The organism is Roseovarius halophilus (ex Wu et al. 2025) (assembly GCF_047086965.1).
Map to the genome: position 1 here is coordinate 48,812 of NZ_JBKOTX010000012.1, position 16,616 is coordinate 65,427.

13 protein-coding genes and 2 pseudogenes are annotated in these 16,616 nt (G+C 67.8%); 9 read left to right on the plus strand and 6 right to left on the minus strand.

What is annotated here, in order from left to right; all coding sequences use genetic code 11:
* Nucleotides 1-75 precede the first annotated feature (75 nt).
* A pseudogene (locus ACH107_RS04225) lies at nucleotides 76-1,899 on the plus strand (dipeptide ABC transporter ATP-binding protein).
* 15 nt (nucleotides 1,900-1,914) lie between these two features.
* Complete coding sequence (locus tag ACH107_RS04230; RefSeq protein WP_412504770.1) at nucleotides 1,915-3,081, plus strand: M20 aminoacylase family protein; 1,167 nt, start codon at nucleotides 1,915-1,917, stop codon at nucleotides 3,079-3,081.
* A gap of 13 nt (nucleotides 3,082-3,094) precedes the next feature.
* On the opposite strand, the gene ACH107_RS04235 is transcribed toward ACH107_RS04230, so the two are convergent.
* From ACH107_RS04235 to moaA, 3 genes are read right to left on the minus strand one after another with little or no spacing between them, the layout of a single operon-like run.
* Nucleotides 3,095-4,138 carry a glycosyltransferase family 4 protein gene (locus ACH107_RS04235; protein WP_412504783.1) on the minus strand — a complete coding sequence of 348 codons (1,044 nt, stop codon included), beginning with the start codon at nucleotides 4,136-4,138 and terminating at the stop codon, nucleotides 3,095-3,097.
* A gap of 31 nt (nucleotides 4,139-4,169) precedes the next feature.
* Nucleotides 4,170-5,456, minus strand: a complete 1,287-nt coding sequence (locus ACH107_RS04240; protein WP_412504771.1) for a 3-deoxy-D-manno-octulosonic acid transferase — start codon at nucleotides 5,454-5,456, stop codon at nucleotides 4,170-4,172.
* Nucleotides 5,456-6,463: a GTP 3',8-cyclase MoaA gene (moaA, locus tag ACH107_RS04245; RefSeq protein ID WP_412504772.1), complete on the minus strand. Its 1,008-nt coding sequence runs from the start codon at nucleotides 6,461-6,463 to the stop codon at nucleotides 5,456-5,458. The genes ACH107_RS04240 and moaA overlap by 1 nt, the downstream gene beginning before the upstream one ends.
* A gap of 86 nt (nucleotides 6,464-6,549) precedes the next feature.
* Between moaA and ACH107_RS04250 the strand changes: the two genes are divergently transcribed.
* Complete coding sequence (locus ACH107_RS04250; RefSeq protein WP_412504773.1) at nucleotides 6,550-6,960, plus strand: hypothetical protein; 411 nt, start codon at nucleotides 6,550-6,552, stop codon at nucleotides 6,958-6,960.
* A 117-nt stretch (nucleotides 6,961-7,077) separates the two neighbouring features.
* Here the strand turns inward: ACH107_RS04250 and glmS are convergent, their stop codons facing one another.
* Nucleotides 7,078-8,901 carry a glutamine--fructose-6-phosphate transaminase (isomerizing) gene (gene glmS / locus ACH107_RS04255; RefSeq protein ID WP_412504774.1) on the minus strand — a complete coding sequence of 608 codons (1,824 nt, stop codon included), beginning with the start codon at nucleotides 8,899-8,901 and terminating at the stop codon, nucleotides 7,078-7,080.
* On the minus strand, nucleotides 8,902-10,257 hold the full coding sequence (gene glmU / locus ACH107_RS04260) for a bifunctional UDP-N-acetylglucosamine diphosphorylase/glucosamine-1-phosphate N-acetyltransferase GlmU (RefSeq protein ID WP_412504775.1): 1,356 nt from the start codon (nucleotides 10,255-10,257) through the stop codon (nucleotides 8,902-8,904).
* 158 nt (nucleotides 10,258-10,415) lie between these two features.
* Here glmU and ACH107_RS04265 point away from each other — a divergent pair, with 158 nt between their 5' ends.
* The 5 genes from ACH107_RS04265 (at nucleotide 10,416) to ACH107_RS04285 (ending at nucleotide 15,612) form a co-directional block, all read left to right on the plus strand.
* A complete protein-coding gene (locus ACH107_RS04265; RefSeq protein WP_412504776.1) occupies nucleotides 10,416-11,081 on the plus strand; it encodes an HAD-IA family hydrolase in 666 nt (221 codons plus the stop codon).
* Between the two features lie 105 nt (nucleotides 11,082-11,186).
* A complete protein-coding gene (locus ACH107_RS04270; RefSeq protein ID WP_412504777.1) occupies nucleotides 11,187-12,383 on the plus strand; it encodes a DegT/DnrJ/EryC1/StrS family aminotransferase in 1,197 nt (398 codons plus the stop codon).
* 193 nt (nucleotides 12,384-12,576) lie between these two features.
* A complete protein-coding gene (locus ACH107_RS04275; RefSeq protein WP_412504778.1) occupies nucleotides 12,577-13,740 on the plus strand; it encodes an isovaleryl-CoA dehydrogenase in 1,164 nt (387 codons plus the stop codon).
* On the plus strand, nucleotides 13,740-14,036 hold the full coding sequence (locus ACH107_RS04280) for a hypothetical protein (RefSeq protein ID WP_412504779.1): 297 nt from the start codon (nucleotides 13,740-13,742) through the stop codon (nucleotides 14,034-14,036). Before ACH107_RS04275 ends, ACH107_RS04280 begins: the two co-directional genes overlap by 1 nt.
* A gap of 19 nt (nucleotides 14,037-14,055) precedes the next feature.
* Nucleotides 14,056-15,612, plus strand: coding sequence for an AMP-binding protein (locus ACH107_RS04285; protein WP_412504781.1), 1,557 nt, complete (start codon nucleotides 14,056-14,058; stop codon nucleotides 15,610-15,612).
* A gap of 71 nt (nucleotides 15,613-15,683) precedes the next feature.
* Here the strand turns inward: ACH107_RS04285 and ACH107_RS04290 are convergent, their stop codons facing one another.
* On the minus strand, nucleotides 15,684-16,295 hold the full coding sequence (locus ACH107_RS04290; RefSeq protein WP_412504782.1) for an OmpW/AlkL family protein: 612 nt from the start codon (nucleotides 16,293-16,295) through the stop codon (nucleotides 15,684-15,686).
* 219 nt (nucleotides 16,296-16,514) lie between these two features.
* On the opposite strand from ACH107_RS04290, the pseudogene ACH107_RS04295 reads away from it, so the two are divergent.
* A pseudogene (locus tag ACH107_RS04295) lies at nucleotides 16,515-16,616 on the plus strand (murein transglycosylase); the annotation flags it as partial.

Genomic DNA, 16,616 nt, shown 5'->3' on the forward strand with positions numbered 1-16,616 from the left:
ACAGGTGCCGCGCGCTCTGTCTAGCTACCCTTTCAGGATGGCCGCCGGCCGCCCCCGGAAACGAGCGTCCAGCCCATGCTCGACCAGTCACCGATTGCCCGCATCGAGAACCTGCGGGTCTAGTTCGAAACCCGCGACGGCCCGGCCACGGGGGTCGCGGACGTTTCGCTGCAGGTGTTCCCGGGCGAGACCGTGTGCATCGTCGGGGAATCCGGCTCGGGCAAGTCCGTGTCGTCGCTGTCGCTGATGCGGCTCGTGGAATACGGCGGGGGGCACATTTCGGGCGGCCGGCTGCTGTTCGATCGCCGCGAGGGCGGCGAGATCGACCTTGCCACCGCTGACCAGGGCCTGATGCGCACCATCCGGGGCAACGAGATCGGCATGGTCTTCCAGGAGCCGATGACGGCGCTCAATCCCGTTTTCACCATCGGCCGGCAACTGACCGAGGGGCTGCGCCTGCACAAGGGCATGAGCAAGGCACAGGCGCGGGCGCGGGTGCTCGACCTGCTGCAGGAGGTGCGCATCCCCGAGCCCGAGCGCCGGCTGACGCAATACCCGCACGAGTTGTCGGGCGGGATGCGGCAGCGGGTGGTGATCGCGATGGCGCTGGCCTGTTCGCCCCGCCTGCTGATCGCGGACGAACCGACGACGGCGCTTGACGTGACGATCCAGGCCGAGATCCTGGCCCTGATCGACCGGCTGAAGCGCGAAACGGGCACCGCGGTCGTGTTCATCACGCACGACATGGCCGTCGTGGCCCAGATGGCGGATCGCGTGGTGGTGATGTATCGCGGCCACAAGATGGAGGAAGGCCCCGTCGCGCAGATCTTCGAGGCGCCGCAGCACGACTATACCAAGGCGCTGCTGGCCGCCGTGCCCCGGCTGGGCGAGATGCGCGGCAAACGCTACCCCGAACCCATGCGGCTGGTCGGCGCCGACGCGGCCACGCCCGAGCCCATTCCCGGCAGCGAGGACCGCCTGCTGGAGGTCGAGGGCCTCACCACCCGGTTCCCGGTGCGCGGCGGGCTGCTGCGCCGGAAGATCGCCAATGTCTATGCCGTCGAGGATGTTTCCTTCACGCTGAACAAGGGGCGCACGCTGTCGCTGGTGGGCGAATCGGGTTGCGGCAAGTCCACAGCGGGCCGGTCGATCCTGCGGCTGGTGGAGTCGCTGGCGGGGCGCGTGAACCTCGACGGCACGGATATCATCGCGCTTTCCGGGCCGAACCTGCGCCGTGCGCGGCTCGACATGCAGATGGTGTTCCAGGATCCGTTCGCCAGCCTCAACCCGCAACGCCGCCTGCGGGATCAGGTGGCCGAGCCGCTGATCAACTACAACCTGACGCGGGGCCGCGAAACGGAGGACCGCGTGGCGCGGCTTTTCGACCGGGTCGAGCTGCCGCGCAGCTTCCTTGGCCGCTACCCGCACGAGTTGTCGGGCGGCCAGCGCCAGCGCGTGGCCATCGCCCGGGCGCTGGCGCTTAACCCCAAGCTGATCGTGGCCGACGAGGCGGTGAGCGCGCTTGACGTGAGCGTGCAGGCGCAGGTTCTGAACCTGATGCTGGAATTGCAGGCGGAGCTGGGCCTGAGCTATCTTTTCATCAGCCATGACATGGCCGTTGTCGAGCGTGTCAGCCACGACGTCGGCGTGATGTATCTGGGCCGCATCGTCGAGAAGGGGCCGCGCCCGGCGGTGTTCGAGAACCCGCAGCATCCCTACACCCAAGCGCTGATGAAAGCGGTGCCGATCGCCGATCCGGCGCGCCGCAAGACCGAAAAGGACTTGAACTTCCGCCCGATCCCGTCCCCTATCCACCCGATCGGCCATGAACCGGAGCCGCCGGTTTACGCGGAGGTCGAGCCCGGGCATTTCGTGCTGACCTCCGAGAGCGGCTACTGAGGAAAGGAGAAGCCCATGCCCGTCAAGAACCGTTTCGCGGAATTGCATGATGATATCACCGCGTGGCGCCGGGATATCCACGAGAACCCGGAAATCCTGTATGAAACGCACCGGACAAGCGCGCTTGTCGCCGACAAGCTGAGGGATTTCGGCTGCGACGAGGTGGTCACCGGCATCGGCCGCACCGGCGTCGTCGGCGTGATCAAGGGCCGGCAGACCGGCTCGGGCAGGGTGATCGGGCTGCGCGCGGACATGGACGCGCTGCCCATCCACGAGGAAACCGGGCTCGACTACGCGTCCAAGACACCGGGCGCCATGCATGCCTGCGGCCATGACGGGCATACGGCCATGCTTCTCGGGGCGGCCCGCTACCTTGCCGAGACGCGCAATTTCGATGGCACCGTCGTCGTGATCTTCCAGCCCGCCGAGGAAGGCGGCGGCGGCGGCAAGGAAATGTGCGATGACGGCCTGATGGCGCGTTTCGGGATCCAGGAAGTCTACGGGATGCATAACTGGCCGGGCCGGCCGGTGGGCAGCTTCGCCATCCGGCCGGGGCCGTTCTTTGCCGCCACCGACCAGTTCGACATCACCGTGAAAGGCCGGGGCGGCCATGCCGCCAAGCCGCACGAGACGGTGGATACCACCGTGATGGCCAGCCATGTTGTCACAGCGCTGCAGACCATCGCCAGCCGCAATGCCGACCCCGTCGATCAGATCGTCGTTTCCGTGACCGCCTTCGAGACCTCGTCGAAGGCCTTCAATGTCATCCCCGCGCGGGTGACGCTGCGCGGCACCGTACGCACCATGAGCCCCGAGATGCGCGACCTTGCCGAAACGCGTCTGCGCGCGCTGACCGAGAATATCTGCGCCGGTTTCGGCGGCGAGGCCGAGATCACCTATTACCGCGGCTACCCGGTGATGAAGAACCATGCCGAGCAGACGGATTTCGCGGCCGAGGTCGCGCGCTCGGTCAGTGGGCAGTGCGACGAGGCACCGCTCGTCATGGGCGGGGAGGATTTCGCCTTCATGCTGGAGGAGCGGCCGGGCGCCTACATCCTCGTGGGCAACGGCGATACCGCGATGGTCCACAACCCCGATTACAACTTCAACGACGGAGCGATCCCGGCCGGGTGCAGCTGGTGGGCGGGCATCGTGGAGCAGCGCATGCCGGTCGCGGGGTGACGGCGCGGCCCGGTCAGCCCTCGCGCCAGAGCGCCTCGTAGACCGCGCCGATCCCGTCGGCCTCGGCCGTGATGCTGAAACGGGTCTCCGCCGTCTGGCGGGCGTCGCGGGCCATCTCGCCATGCCGCCCGGGTGACCCCAGCAAGGTATCGAGCGCCGCGGCACAGGCCGGCGCGTCATCGCCGGGCAGGATGATGCCCGCACGCCCGCCATCGGCGAACCGGCGGTAATAGCCCGTGTCGGTGGCAAGGAACGGCACGCCCGACGCCATCGCCTCGAGCGGGGCCATGCCGTAGCCCTCGTAGCGCGGCAATTGCACGACGGCCGAAAGCGCCCGCATCAGCCCGGGAAGGTCCCGTGCCGCCACCTCGCCCGGGAAAAGGATCCGGTCCGACAGGCCGGCCTTTGCGACACGCGCCTTGAGGCCGTCCAGAAAGCCGCGGTCGCCGCGCGCCGCACGCCCGATGACAAGGGCGGTCACATCCGGGTGGCCGGGCAGCAGGCGCAGCATCGCCTCGACGAAACGGTCGGTGCCCTTCTCGGGCCGGATGCGCCCGATGGTGGCGATCCCGCGCGCGCCCGCAAACCCCGTCGCGCGCCACGCGGCCGCCCGGTCAGGCGCGGGCGAAAACCGCGCCGTGTCAACGCCATGCGGGACGACGCCGCGCACATGCGGCACGAAATCGGCGGCCTTTTCGGTGGTGGCGATCACCGCGTCCATGCGCGAGATCAGCCAGCGCGGCAGGGCGGAATGGCGGCGCTGCGCGGCCGAGGTGAACACGATCCTGACAGGCAGGCGCAGCATGTCGCGCGCGAACAGGGCGCAGCGCATTTCCGGATTCCGCCGGACGTGCCAGATGGTGAAGGGCCGCCCGGGCGGGGGCCGGCGCGACAGGGCGAGGGCGTCCCGCTTGCGCACCGGGGCAGGGCAGCCGGGCAGCGGCTGGCCGACAAGCACGAGGTCATGGCGCCCGGCCTGCACGCCCACCACGCCGGCCGCCGTTGCCGAGACACCGGTGAAATTCCGGTTGAAATTGGTGACGATCAGGTCGGGCACGTCCGGCCTCTGCTTGCGGGGCACGGCGTCCCTACCGCAGCCCGAGCGCGTTGGAAAGGGCGCCCGTCATCTCGTCAAGCACATCCTGCTGGCCGCGGGCGAACGCTGTCGCGGCCTCCTGCATCGCCGCGCGCGCCGCCCCGTCGGCCAGAAGCGCCGTTACCGCCCCGGCCAATGCCTGCGCATCCGCGACCTGACGTCCAGCGCCGGCCCGGTCGAGCGCCGGGTAGGCCTGCGCGAAATTGGCGTAGAGCGGCCCGTGCAGGATGGCCGAGCCGGCATGGGCCGGCTCGTACGGGTTGTGGCCGCCGACGGGGGTGAACGACCCGCAAAGACAGGTTACCGGGCAAAGCGCGTACCACAGCCCGGTTTCGCCAAGCGTGTCGGCAAGGTAGACCGCCGTGTCGCCCCCGATCTCCTCGCCCGTGCTGCGGCGCGCGGCGGCAAGGCCAGCGGCGGTGATCTGGGCCGCGATCTGGGACGCGCGGTCCGGGTGGCGGGGCACCAGGATGAGCAGCGCATCCGGGGCATGCCGCCGTACCTCGCGATGCGCCGCCAGCATGATCTCGTCCTCGCCCGGGTGGGTGGAGCTGGCAAGCCAGACGGGGCGCGGGCCGAGTTCCCGGCGCAGCGCGTCCAGGTCGGAGGGATCATGGGGCAGGGGGCCGGCGAGGCTCTTGAGGTTCTGCCCGGCGGCGGCCTGCGCAAGGCCGAGCGCTTGAAGGTGGTCGGCCGTGCGCTGATCCTGGCAATGGATCATCTCGAACGGCGCCAGGAGGTACCGCGCCGTTCGTGCGAACCTTTGCCAGCCCCGCGCCGATCGGTCGGACAGCCGCGCGTTGACCAGTGCCAGCGGCACGCCGCGTGCGCGTGTTTCCTGCAACATGCGCGGCCAGAGTTCGCTTTCGACGAAAATGGCGGCGTCCGGGCGCCAGTGATCAAGAAACCGCGCGACGGCGCGTCGGGTGTCCAGCGGTGCGAACTGGTGTTGCGTCCGCCGCGGCAGGCGCCCGGTCAGGATCTTGGCCGAACTCGCCGTGCCCGACGTGATCAGGAAGGCAAGGTCGGGCGCGCGCCGGCCCCAGTGGTCGATCAGCCGCAGGATCGAAAGGCTTTCACCGACGGAGGCCGCGTGGAACCAGACAAGGCGACCATCGGGGCGCTGCGCGGTCGCGCGGCCCAGACGCTCGTGCAGACGTGCGTCCGCGACACCCTGCGCGCGCAGCTTGGCGCTGACCCGGCGCCACGCAAGCGGCGCGATCAGTTCGACCGCCGCGTTGTAAACCCGTATCGGCAGAGGCGCCGCGGCCCCGGACATCACCCGCCGGTATGGCTCATATGGCGCGCAACCCGGCCGTCCACGGATTGACGTGAATAATCGAAATCATGGCCCTTGGGCTTGCGCGTGATGGCATCCCGGATCGCGGTTTCGAGGGGCGCGTTGTCGTTGGGGTGATTGCGCAGCGGTGCCCGCAAATCGGCCATGTCGTCCTGCCCGAGGCACATGTAAAGCTCGCCGGTGCAGGTCAGGCGCACGCGGTTGCAGCTTTCGCAGAAATTATGCGTCAGGGGCGTGATGAACCCGATCTTCTGACCCGTCTCCTCCAGCCGCACGTAACGCGCCGGCCCGCCGGTGCGTTCGGCCAGTTCGGTCAGCGTGTAGCGTTCCGACAGCTCCGCCCGCAGGTCGCTGAGCTTCCAGTACTGGTCCAGACGGTCCTCGTTTCCGATATCGCCCATCGGCATGACCTCGATGAAGGTCAGGTCCATGTCGCGGTCCCGGCACCATTCGACCAGCGTGAACAGCTCGTCCTCGTTGAAGCCTTTCAACGCCACCGTGTTGATCTTGACCCGCAACCCCGCGCGCTGCGCCGCGTCGATCCCCTTGAGAACCTGCGGCAGGCGGCCCCAGCGGGTGATATCGGCGAATTTCTGCTCGTCCAGCGTATCGAGCGAGATGTTCACACGCCGCACGCCCGCGGCGTAAAGCGCCTCGGAGAACCGTTCCAGCTGGCTGCCGTTGGTGGTCAGCGTCAACTCCTTCAGGGCGCCGGAGTCGAGGTGCCGGGTCATGGCGTTGAAGAACGTCATGATGTCCTTGCGCACCAGCGGCTCCCCGCCGGTGATGCGCAGTTTCTCGACGCCCATGCCGACGAAGGTGGAACACATGCGGTCGAGTTCCTCCAGCGTCAGAAGTTCCTTCTTGGGCAGGAACGTCATGTTCTCGGACATGCAGTAGACGCAGCGGAAATCGCAGCGATCGGTGACCGACACGCGCAAGTAGGAAATGGCGCGCTGGAAGGGATCTATGAGCGGTTCTGTCATAGGGCAAACCTATGGCGGTCACAGATCGGTCGCAAGCCCGTTCTTCGTGATTGCCGGACCTTGGCGCGCCGCGATAGTCTCGACTCATGAGACTCATCCCGATCCTGATCCTTGCCGTCGCGACCGCTGCGGGCTGCGCCGAATTGCAACCGCCCGAACCGGAAGCGCCCGAGGCGCCGGTAAATCCGGAGCAACGGCCCGCCCCGCCCGATGAGCCGGAAAGCGCCGAGCGCGATGCCGTCGGCGGGGTCGGCGTCACGATCGCCTCGCTCGGGGCGCCCGCCGAACCGGGATTGTGGCTCAAGACCCCGCTCGTCGCGACGCCCGGGCGCGGGCGGCTGACGGACACGGCAACCGGCCGGTCGGTGAGCGTCGATCTCATCCCGCTCGACGCGGTGCGCGGGTCGGGCAGCCGCCTGTCACTTGCCGCATTCCAAGCGATCGGTGCGCCGTTGACGTCCTTGCCCCAGCTGCGCGTGCGGCGGCTGGCGGAATAACCCGGGAAAGCCCCTCGGCCCCGGCCGCCCGCCATCGCCGATGGCGGGCAGCGTCGCGCGCGGGGACCGCCGTGATACTGCTGTCAGGCCGTCACGCCGCCGACGGCGCGTTTCGCGTCATTCGACGGTGACCGACTTGGCGAGGTTGCGCGGCTGGTCCACGTCGGTGCCCTTGGCGACGGCGGTGTGGTAGGCCAGCATCTGCGCCGGCAGGGCATAGAGGATGGGGGTCAGCATCGGGTGGATGTCCGGCAGGGTGAGGGTCTGCCAGACGCCCTCCGCGGCTTCGGCAGCGCCCTTGGCATCGGTGACCAGCATGACCTTGCCGCCGCGCGCCATGACCTCCTGCATGTTCGAGACGGTCTTGTCAAAAAGCCGGTCATGCGGAGCCATGACGATGACGGGCATTTTCTTGTCGATCAGGGCGATGGGGCCGTGCTTCAGCTCGCCCGACGCATAAGCCTCGGCGTGGATGTAACTGATTTCCTTGAGTTTCAGCGCGCCTTCGAGCGCGAGCGGGTACATCAGGCCGCGGCCGAGGAACAATGCGCTCGGCGCGTCGGCCAGCCGGCGCGCGGCCGTGTCGAAGCTCGTGTCCAGCTCCAGCGTCCGGGTCAGCGTGGCCGGCAGCCCGCGCAGCGCCGAGAGCCTGTCTGCCAGATCGTCCTCGGTGATCGCGCCGCGCGCGGCGGCGGCCCGCAGCGCCAGCAGCAACAGCACGGTGAGCTGGCAGGTGAAGGCCTTGGTCGAGGCGACGCCGATCTCGACGCCGGCATGGATGGGCAGCGCCACGTCGCTTTCGCGGGCGATGGAACTTTCGGGCACATTGACCACCGACAGGATGCTGCGCGCCCGGCCACGGCAATAGCGCAAGGCGGCCAGCGTGTCGGCCGTCTCGCCCGACTGGCTGACGAAGAGCGCGGCGGTGCCGTCGCTCAGCGGGGGCTCGCGGTAACGGAATTCCGAGGCGATATCGATCTCGACGGGCAGGCCGGCGATTCGTTCGAACCAGTACTTGGCGGTATGGCAGGCATAATAGGCGGTGCCGCAGGCGACCATGACCAGGCGGTCGATGCCCGTGAAATCGAGCTCTGTGCCGGGCAGGGCGATGCCGCGGCCGTCCGCCGTGAGATAATGCGACAGCGCCTCGCCGATCACCGTGGGTTGCTCGGCGATTTCCTTGGCCATGAAATGGCTGTGCCCCCCCTTGTCGACGCGGGCCACGTCGATCCGGACCTCGCGGATCTCGCGCTCGGCCGGCATGCCGTCGGCGTCGCGGACGGTCATGCCGTCGCGGGTGAGGATGGCCATGTCGCCTTCCTCGAGATAGGTGATCCGGCTGGTCAGCGGCGCAAGCGCGATGGCGTCCGAGCCGACGAACATCTCGCCCTCGCCGTGGCCCACGGCAAGCGGGCTTCCCTTGCGCGCGGCAATCATCATGTCGGGTTCACCGTCAAAGAGGAAGCACAACGCATAGGCGCCTTCCAGTCGCGCCAGGGTGCTTGTCGCGGCTTCGGCCGGGCTCTGGCCCTGCGCGAGGTAGTGGCTCGCAAGCAGCGCGACCGTCTCGGTGTCCGTATCCGTCTCGAAACCGATCCCGCATCCTGCAAGCTCGGTGCGCAATTCCCGGTAATTCTCGATGATGCCGTTATGCACCACGGCGACCGGGCCGGCGCGGTGAGGATGGGTGTTGGACAGGTTGGGCGCACCGTGGGTGGCCCAGCGGGTGTGCCCGATACCGGCCTTTCCGGCCAGCGGCTCGTGTACCAGCAGGTCGGAGAGATTGATCAGCTTGCCGACCGCGCGGCGCCTGTCCAGCCGGGTGCCATCGAGCGTGGCGATGCCAGCGCTGTCATACCCGCGATATTCCAGCCGCTTGAGCGCCTCGACCAGAATGGGCGCGGCCTCGTGCCGACCCAGAACCCCAACGATACCGCACATCTATTCCGCTCCCGTGTCACGTTTGGCTTTTTGCGCCCTCAGACGCTCGAAGAGTTTGCGGGCGAGGCCCGGCTTGTTGCTCTGATCGGCCCGCGCGATGGCCAGCGCGTCGCCGGGGACGTCCCGCGAGATGACCGAGCCCGAGCCCGTCATCGCCCCGTCACCAATTCGGACAGGGGCCACGAGCATCGTGTCCGAACCGATGAAGGCGCGGTCGCCGATCTCGGTGCGGTGCTTCATCACCCCGTCATAATTGCAGGTGATCGTGCCCGCGCCGATATTGGCTTCTGCGCCGATCCGGGCGTCGCCGATGTAGCTGAGATGGTTGACCTTGCCGCCCCGCCCGATGCTGGCCTGCTTGACCTCGACGAAATTGCCCACTCGCGCGGCTTCGGCCAGGTCGGTGCCCGGCCGCAGCCGGGCATAGGGGCCCACCTCGGCCCCGGCGGCCACGCTGGCCCCTTCAAGGTGCGAAAACGCCCGGATCCGCGCGCCACCGGCGACGGTTACACCGGGCCCGAAAACCACGTTGGGCTCGACGATCGTGTCGCGCCCGATTTCCGTGTCGTGCGAGAAATGCACCGTGTCGGGGGCGGTGAGCGTGACGCCACCCGCCATCGCCGCCGCTCGCGCGCGATCCTGAAAGGCGGCCTCGGCAGCGGCCAGATCCGCGCGCGAGTTCACGCCCATCGTCTCGGCCTCCTCGCAGGCCACGGCGGTGGCTGACAGGCCCTGCGCCCGGGCCAGCGCGACGATGTCCGTGAGGTAGTATTCGCCGGCGGCATTCTCGTTGTCCACGGCATCGATCAGGTCGAAGAGCGTGGCCGCGTCGGCCGCGATCACCCCGCTGTTGCAGAAATCGATCGCGCGCTCGTCGGCGCGGGCATCCTTGAACTCGACGATCCTCTCCAGTTCCTCCCCGGACATGACGAGCCGACCGTACCGGCCCGGATCGGCGGCCCGGAACCCCAGAACGACAACGTCATGGGTCGCGCGCGCCTCGGCCATGCGGGCCAGCGTTTCGGGCCGGATGAAGGGCGTGTCTCCGTAAAGGACAATGACATCGCCGTTGAAACCCGCCAATGCCGGTGCGGCTTGCGCCACGGCATGCGCGGTGCCGAGCTGTTCGTGCTGCAGCACGACCTGTGCCGCCGCGTCATAATCCCGCGCCGCCCGTGTCACGGCCTCGGCCCCGTGCCCGGCGACGACGACGCGGCGTGCTGGCGACAGCGCTTCGCCCGATGCCATCGCGTGAACCAGTAGCGGCAATCCGCCGACGCGATGAAGAACCTTCGGCAAATCCGAGACCATGCGGGTCCCTTTGCCGGCGGCGAGTATAACCAATGACGTGGGCATTATCTTCTCTTTATATCAATACGACTCTTTCGTTTCCCGCCGCGCCGTTCTATCCGGTTGCTGTCTCGATGCAAGGGCGCGCGCTATCAAACAAGATTGCGTGATATGACAGGACTGCGCGAAAACCCGCGCAGGATGATTTCCGGGAGTAGCGTGACATGCGAACGGTCGTTTTCGATCTCGATGGGACATTGATGGACACGAGTGCCGACCTGATCGGCGCGGCCAACGCGACTTTCGCGGCGATCGGCGCATCGGTGCGTCTGGACCCGGTGGCGGACGCGACGACGGCGTTCCAGGGCGGGCGCGCGATGCTGCGGCTGGGCTTCGAACGGCTTGGCGGCGCGGCCCGGCCAGAGGAGATAGACCGGTATTATACGGATCTCCTGAGGTTTTACGCCGACGAAATCGACACGCACACGACCCTCTATCCCGGCGCGATGACGGCGGTGGCGGACCTGCGCAGCGCCGGGTACCGCGTAGCGGTATGCACCAACAAGCCAGAGGCGCTGGCGCGTCGCCTGATGCAGCGGCTGGGAGTACTCGACGCGTTCGGCGCGCTGATCGGGGCCGACACGCTGCCCGTGCGCAAGCCCGATCCCGAACCCTTGCGCGAATGCGTCCGGCGCGCGGGCGGTGATCCGGCGCGGTGCCTGCTGGTCGGGGACACGCAGACCGATCGCGATACGGCACGTGCCGCCGCGGTGCCGTCCGTGCTTGTCAGCTTCGGCCCGACAGGCGCCGGCGTCGCCGACATGGCGCCGGAGGGGATGATCGGTCATTACGACGAGCTGCCCGGCGTGGTGAGGGAGCTGATCGGGTAGGGCGTTTTCGACGGATGCACATGTGAGGTTCGGATTTTCGAAAGCCATTCCGAAAAAGAAGCCGTCGACATTGACCGCAAGCGGTGTTGGGCGCAGAACTGGCACATGACGGAGAAGTTCGAAGGCAGTTTCACTCAGCAGGAACCGATTCCCCAGGAGGGGATCGACGCCGCGCTGGCCGTGATGCGCAGCGGCCGGTTGCACCGGTACAACCTTGCCGACGGCGAAATGGGCGAGACCGCGGTCCTTGAACGCGAATTCGCCGACTGGACCGGCGCGCGGTACGCGCTGGCGGTGGCGTCGGGGGGCTACGCGCTGGCGACGGCGCTCCGCGCGGTCGGGGTGGGGCCGGGCGACAGGGTGCTCAGCAACGCCTTTACGTTGGCGCCCGTGCCGGGCGCGATCGCGAGCGTGGGCGCCGTGCCGGTATTCGTCGGGGTGACAGAGGAACTGACGATCGATCTGGCCGACCTGGCTGAAAAGGCCGACCGGGCAGACGTGCTGATGCTCAGCCACATGCGCGGCCACATGTGCGACATGGACCGCCTGATGGAGATCTGCAACGGCGCTGGCCTGACCCTGATCGAGGATTGCGCGCACACGATGGGCGCGGCATGGCGCGGCAAGGCGTCGGGACGGTGGGGGCGGATCGGCTGTTATTCGACCCAGACATACAAGCACGTCAATTCAGGCGAGGGCGGCTTCCTCGTGACGGACGATGACGAGATCGCGGCGCGGGCGACGATCCTGTCGGGGTCTTACATGCTCTACGGCCGCCACGGCACGGTTCCCCCCGAGGACGTGTTCGAGCGGGTCAAGTACGAAACTCCCAATGTTTCCGGGCGGATGGACAATCTGCGCGCGGCGATTCTCAGGCCGCAACTGGCGCGGCTTGACGCGCAATGCGCGGCATGGAACGCGCGCTACCGGACGGTTGAAACGGGTCTGAGGGGGACACCCGGCCTGCAGGTTGTCGACAGGCCCGAGGCGGAAAGTTTCGTGGGCTCGTCCATCCAGTTCCTTTTACTGGACTGGGCGGATGACGCGATCGCGGAGGTTCTGGAAAGATGCCGCAACCGCGGGGTGGAACTGAAATGGTTCGGCAGTCCGCGGCCCGAGGGCTTCACCAGCCGCTATGACAGCTGGCGCTACGCCCCGAGCGAGCGGATGCCGCGCAGCGACAGGGTTCTCAGGGCGATCCTCGACATGCGGCTGCCGTTGACCTTCAGCCTCGAGGATTGCGCGCTGATCGCCCGGATCATCCGCGCCGAAGTCGGCGCCGTCTACCAGGGCTCTTCCTGACGGGCGGTGGCGCCGTCACCGCCGGCGCGGCGGTCTTTGTTGTTCCTGGCCTGCGGTACTGCGTCGGCATCGCGGCGGTAGCACGACCGTGTCCCGCGGCGTCCCGGGCACGGCGCGGGATTGACGGCCTTCTTTTCTTGCGCCTATAAATGAACAGGTGTTCAATAAATGCCGGCGGCAGGAGTGAGGGCGCATGTACAACGCGGTGATGCAGTTCGATCTGGGGGCGGACGTGAACGCGCTGCGCGACATGGTCCATCGCTGGGCACAGGACAGGGTGAAGCCGATGGCCGCCGCCATCGACGACTCCAACGCATTTCCCGCCCCGCTCTGGCAGGAAATGGGGGACCTCGGGCTGCTGGGAATCACCGTGCCGGAAGACATGGGCGGCGCCGGCATGGGGTACCTCGCCCATGTCGTGGCCGTGGAGGAGATCGCCCGCGCCTCGGCCAGCGTGGCCCTGTCCTACGGTGCGCATTCCAACCTTTGCGTCAACCAGATCAAGCTCAACGGAAGCGAGGCGCAGAAGGCGGCCTACCTGCCGAAACTCGTCAGCGGGGAGCATGTGGGCGCGCTGGCCATGTCGGAGGCGGGCGCGGGCAGTGACGTGGTGTCCATGAGCTTGCGCGCCGAGAAGCACAACGATCATTTCCGCCTGACCGGCAGCAAGTACTGGATCACCAACGGCCCGGATGCCGACACGCTGGTCGTCTATGCCAAGACCGACCCCGAGGCCGGGGCCAAGGGGATCACCGCGTTCCTGATCGAGAAGGGAATGAAGGGATTCTCGACAAGCCCGCATTTCGACAAGCTGGGGATGCGGGGCAGCAACACGGCCGAGCTGATTTTCGACGACGTCGAGGTGCCGTTCGAGAACATCCTCGGCGAGGAGGGCAAGGGCGTGCGTGTGCTCATGTCAGGGCTTGATTACGAACGCGTGGTCCTTGCCGGGATCGGCACCGGCATCATGGCGGCCTGTCTGGACGAGGTGATGCCCTACATGTCCGAGCGCAAGCAGTTCGGCCAGCCGGTCGGAAACTTCCAGCTGATGCAGGGCAAGATGGCGGACATGTACACGGCGATGAATTCGGCGCGGGCCTATGTCTACGAGGTGGCCAAGGCCTGCGACCGCGGGGACGTGACCCGGCAGGACGCCGCCGCCTGCTGCCTGTATGCCAGCGAGGAGGCGATGAAGCAGGCGCACCAGGCGGTGCAGGCCATGGGCGGCGCGGGGTTCCTGAACGATGCGCCCGTGGCGCGGATCTTCCGCGACGCCAAGCTGATGGAAATCGGGGCGGGCACGTCCGAGATCCGCCGGATGCTTGTCGGGCGCGAGATGATGGGGGCGATGGGATGATGCCCCGCTGGGTGTGGTTCCTGTCGCTGGGCGGTCTTGTCGCCGTGGTGGCCGGGCTGGGCCTGTTGCTGGGCGGGCGCGCGGTGCTGACCACCGAGACAGCCGTGATCGAACGCGTCGCCGCCCGCTACGTGGCCGAGGCCGGGGGCGGCGCCGCTGTCAGTGACTGCGCGGCGCGGCCGGCGCGATCCGCCCGGTTGTGGCTGGTGATCGCGTGTGACGCGGGCGAGGGGCCGAAGCGGACGTATTTCGTTGACGATTACGGCCGCGTCGCCGATCGCGAGACCGGGAGCTGAGCAGCATGAAGGCGGCACCATGCTGAACCACGCGCCATACGAAGCGCTTCGCGCCGGCTTCGCGTGGGGCGTGCCGGAGCGGCTGAACATGGCCGTTCAGGCCTGCGATCACCGGGCCGACACGGACCCCGGCAAGGTGGCCATCATCGACCTGACAGACGCACGCGCGGAGGTCACGTTCGCCGGTCTGCGTCGTATGGCGGACGGGCTGGCGCACGCGCTGATGGCGCGGGGCGTGGGCCCCGGTGATCGTGTGGGTGTCCTGCGCAGCCAAGGGGCGTGGTGCGCGGCCGCGCATATCGCGATCTGGAAAACAGGCGCGATTTCAATACCATTGTTCAAACTCTTCAGGCACGATGCCCTGCGGTCGCGGCTGCGTGACGCCGGGGCGCGCGTGGTGGTGAGCGACAGGGCCGGCCTACCGATGCTGGCCGGTCTTGACGGCGTGTCAGCGCTGGTTCCCGAAATGACGGACCTGCCGACGGCGAGGTTCGAGACCGCCGATACCCGGGCCGAGGATCCGGCCGTGCTGATGTACACATCGGGCACCACCGGCAGCCCGAAAGGCGCGCTGCATGCGCATCGCGTGCTGACCGGGCATCTGCCCGGCGTCGAGCTGAGCCACGATTTTCTCGGCGCACCGGGCGATTGCCTCTGGACGCCGGCGGACTGGGCGTGGATCGGCGGGCTGTTCGACGTCCTGATGCCGGGGCTGGCGCTCGGAGTGCCGGTCGTTGCCGCCCGGCTGGACAAGTTCACCGTCGGGGATGCGGCAAGGATCATCCGTGATGGTGCTGTCCGAAACGTGTTTTTCCCGCCGACAGCGCTGCGCATGTTGAAAGCCGCCGATGCGCGTCTGCCGGGATTGCGCAGCGTCGCCAGCGGCGGGGAGCCGTTGGGCGCCGAGATGCTGGGCTGGGGGCGCGATGCGCTCGGGGTCACGATCAACGAGTTCTACGGCCAGACCGAATGCAACATGGTCGCCACTTCCTGCGCCGCGCTGTTCGATCAGCGGCCGGGCTGCATCGGCAAACCGGTGCCGGGCCACGACCTTGCCGTGCTCGACCCCGAGGGGCGGCCGACGCCGGGCGAGGGGGACGTGGCCATCCGCCGCGGCTCGGCCTCGATGATGCTGGGATACTGGAACCGGCCCGAGGCGACGGCGGCCAAGTTTCGCGGCGACTGGCTTGTGACCGGGGACAGGGGGCGGTGGGACGGCGATTTCCTGCGGTTCATCGGGCGCGAGGACGACGTGATCACCTCGGCGGGGTACCGCATCGGCCCGGCGGAGATCGAGGATTGCCTGATGACGCATCCGGCCGTGGCGACCGCGGCCGTCGTGGGCAAGCCCGACGCCCTGCGCACCGAGATCGTGAAGGCCTATGTCGTTGTCAGGGCCGGCTGGCGCCCCGGCGCGGCCTTGGGCGACGCGCTTCGCGCGCATGTCAAAGACCGTCTTGCAGCCCATTGTTATCCAAGGGAGATCGATTTTTTCGACGCCTTGCCCCTGACCGTGACCGGGAAGGTCATGCGCAAGGAATTGAGAGCGCGGGCGGTTGCGGAGGGCCCGTCATGAACACCTGGTCAAGGATGCCCACCGGGGCCGGCGCGTTGGCCGGCCCTCTGACGACTTTGCCGGGCGGTTCCTCAGAATTTCATCACGTAGGAGACGCCGAAGACCCACGGGTCGATCTTGACCTTGCCGATGTCGGCGCCGCCGACATTGGCGTCGGTCTCGATATCGATCCAGCGCACATCGGTGCGGATCGCCGCGCGATCGCTGACCGCGAAGTCCACGCCGGCATGCAGCGCCAGGCCCCAGGAATCGTCGAGGGACAGGGCCGCGCCGTTGTCCAGCTTGTCATCCCAGAACGTGGTGTAGTTGAGGCCGGCGCCGATGAAGGGCGTGATGCCGGAATCGTTGGTGAAGTGGTATTGCAGCGACAGCGTCGGCGGCAGGTGCTTGGTGGAGCCGATATCACCCGTTCCTTGCGCCTCGATGTCGTGCTCGAACGGCCACGCCGCCAGCACCTCGATGCCGACATTGTCGGCCACGAAGTATTCGAAGGTCAGGGTCGGGCGGGCATTGTCGCCGGCGCGGAGGTTGAGCCCGGCAACGGACGTGCTGCTGTAGCTGTCATCGGGCGCGACGTAGCCCATCCCCAGCCCGAGTGTCATGTCGCCCTGTTCCTGCGCGAGCGCCGGGGCGGCTGCGGTGGCGAGGGCGGCGGCGAGCGTGAATGCTGTGGTCTTTTTCATGGTCTTTCCATTTTTCGAACTGCACGTGCGCTTCTGCGCCCGGCGCGCGGGTGCTGCCTTGACCCATGTCAAAATCCGGCATCCCGGCCCCGATGTGGCAAATCGGCAACAGCGCGGCGCGGCGCGGCAAGGGAGGCGGCATGAAACTGCGATCGGCAATCACGACGGCGTCCGAGACCTACAAGACGAACCACGCGGCGAACCTCGCGGCCCTGCAGGAGGTCGATGTTGTTCCACAATCCCTCCTATGTCTTTTTCCGACGACTGGAGGATGTTCCATCGGATGCCGGTCCGCTTGGCGCGATGAACCGTTCGGTGACG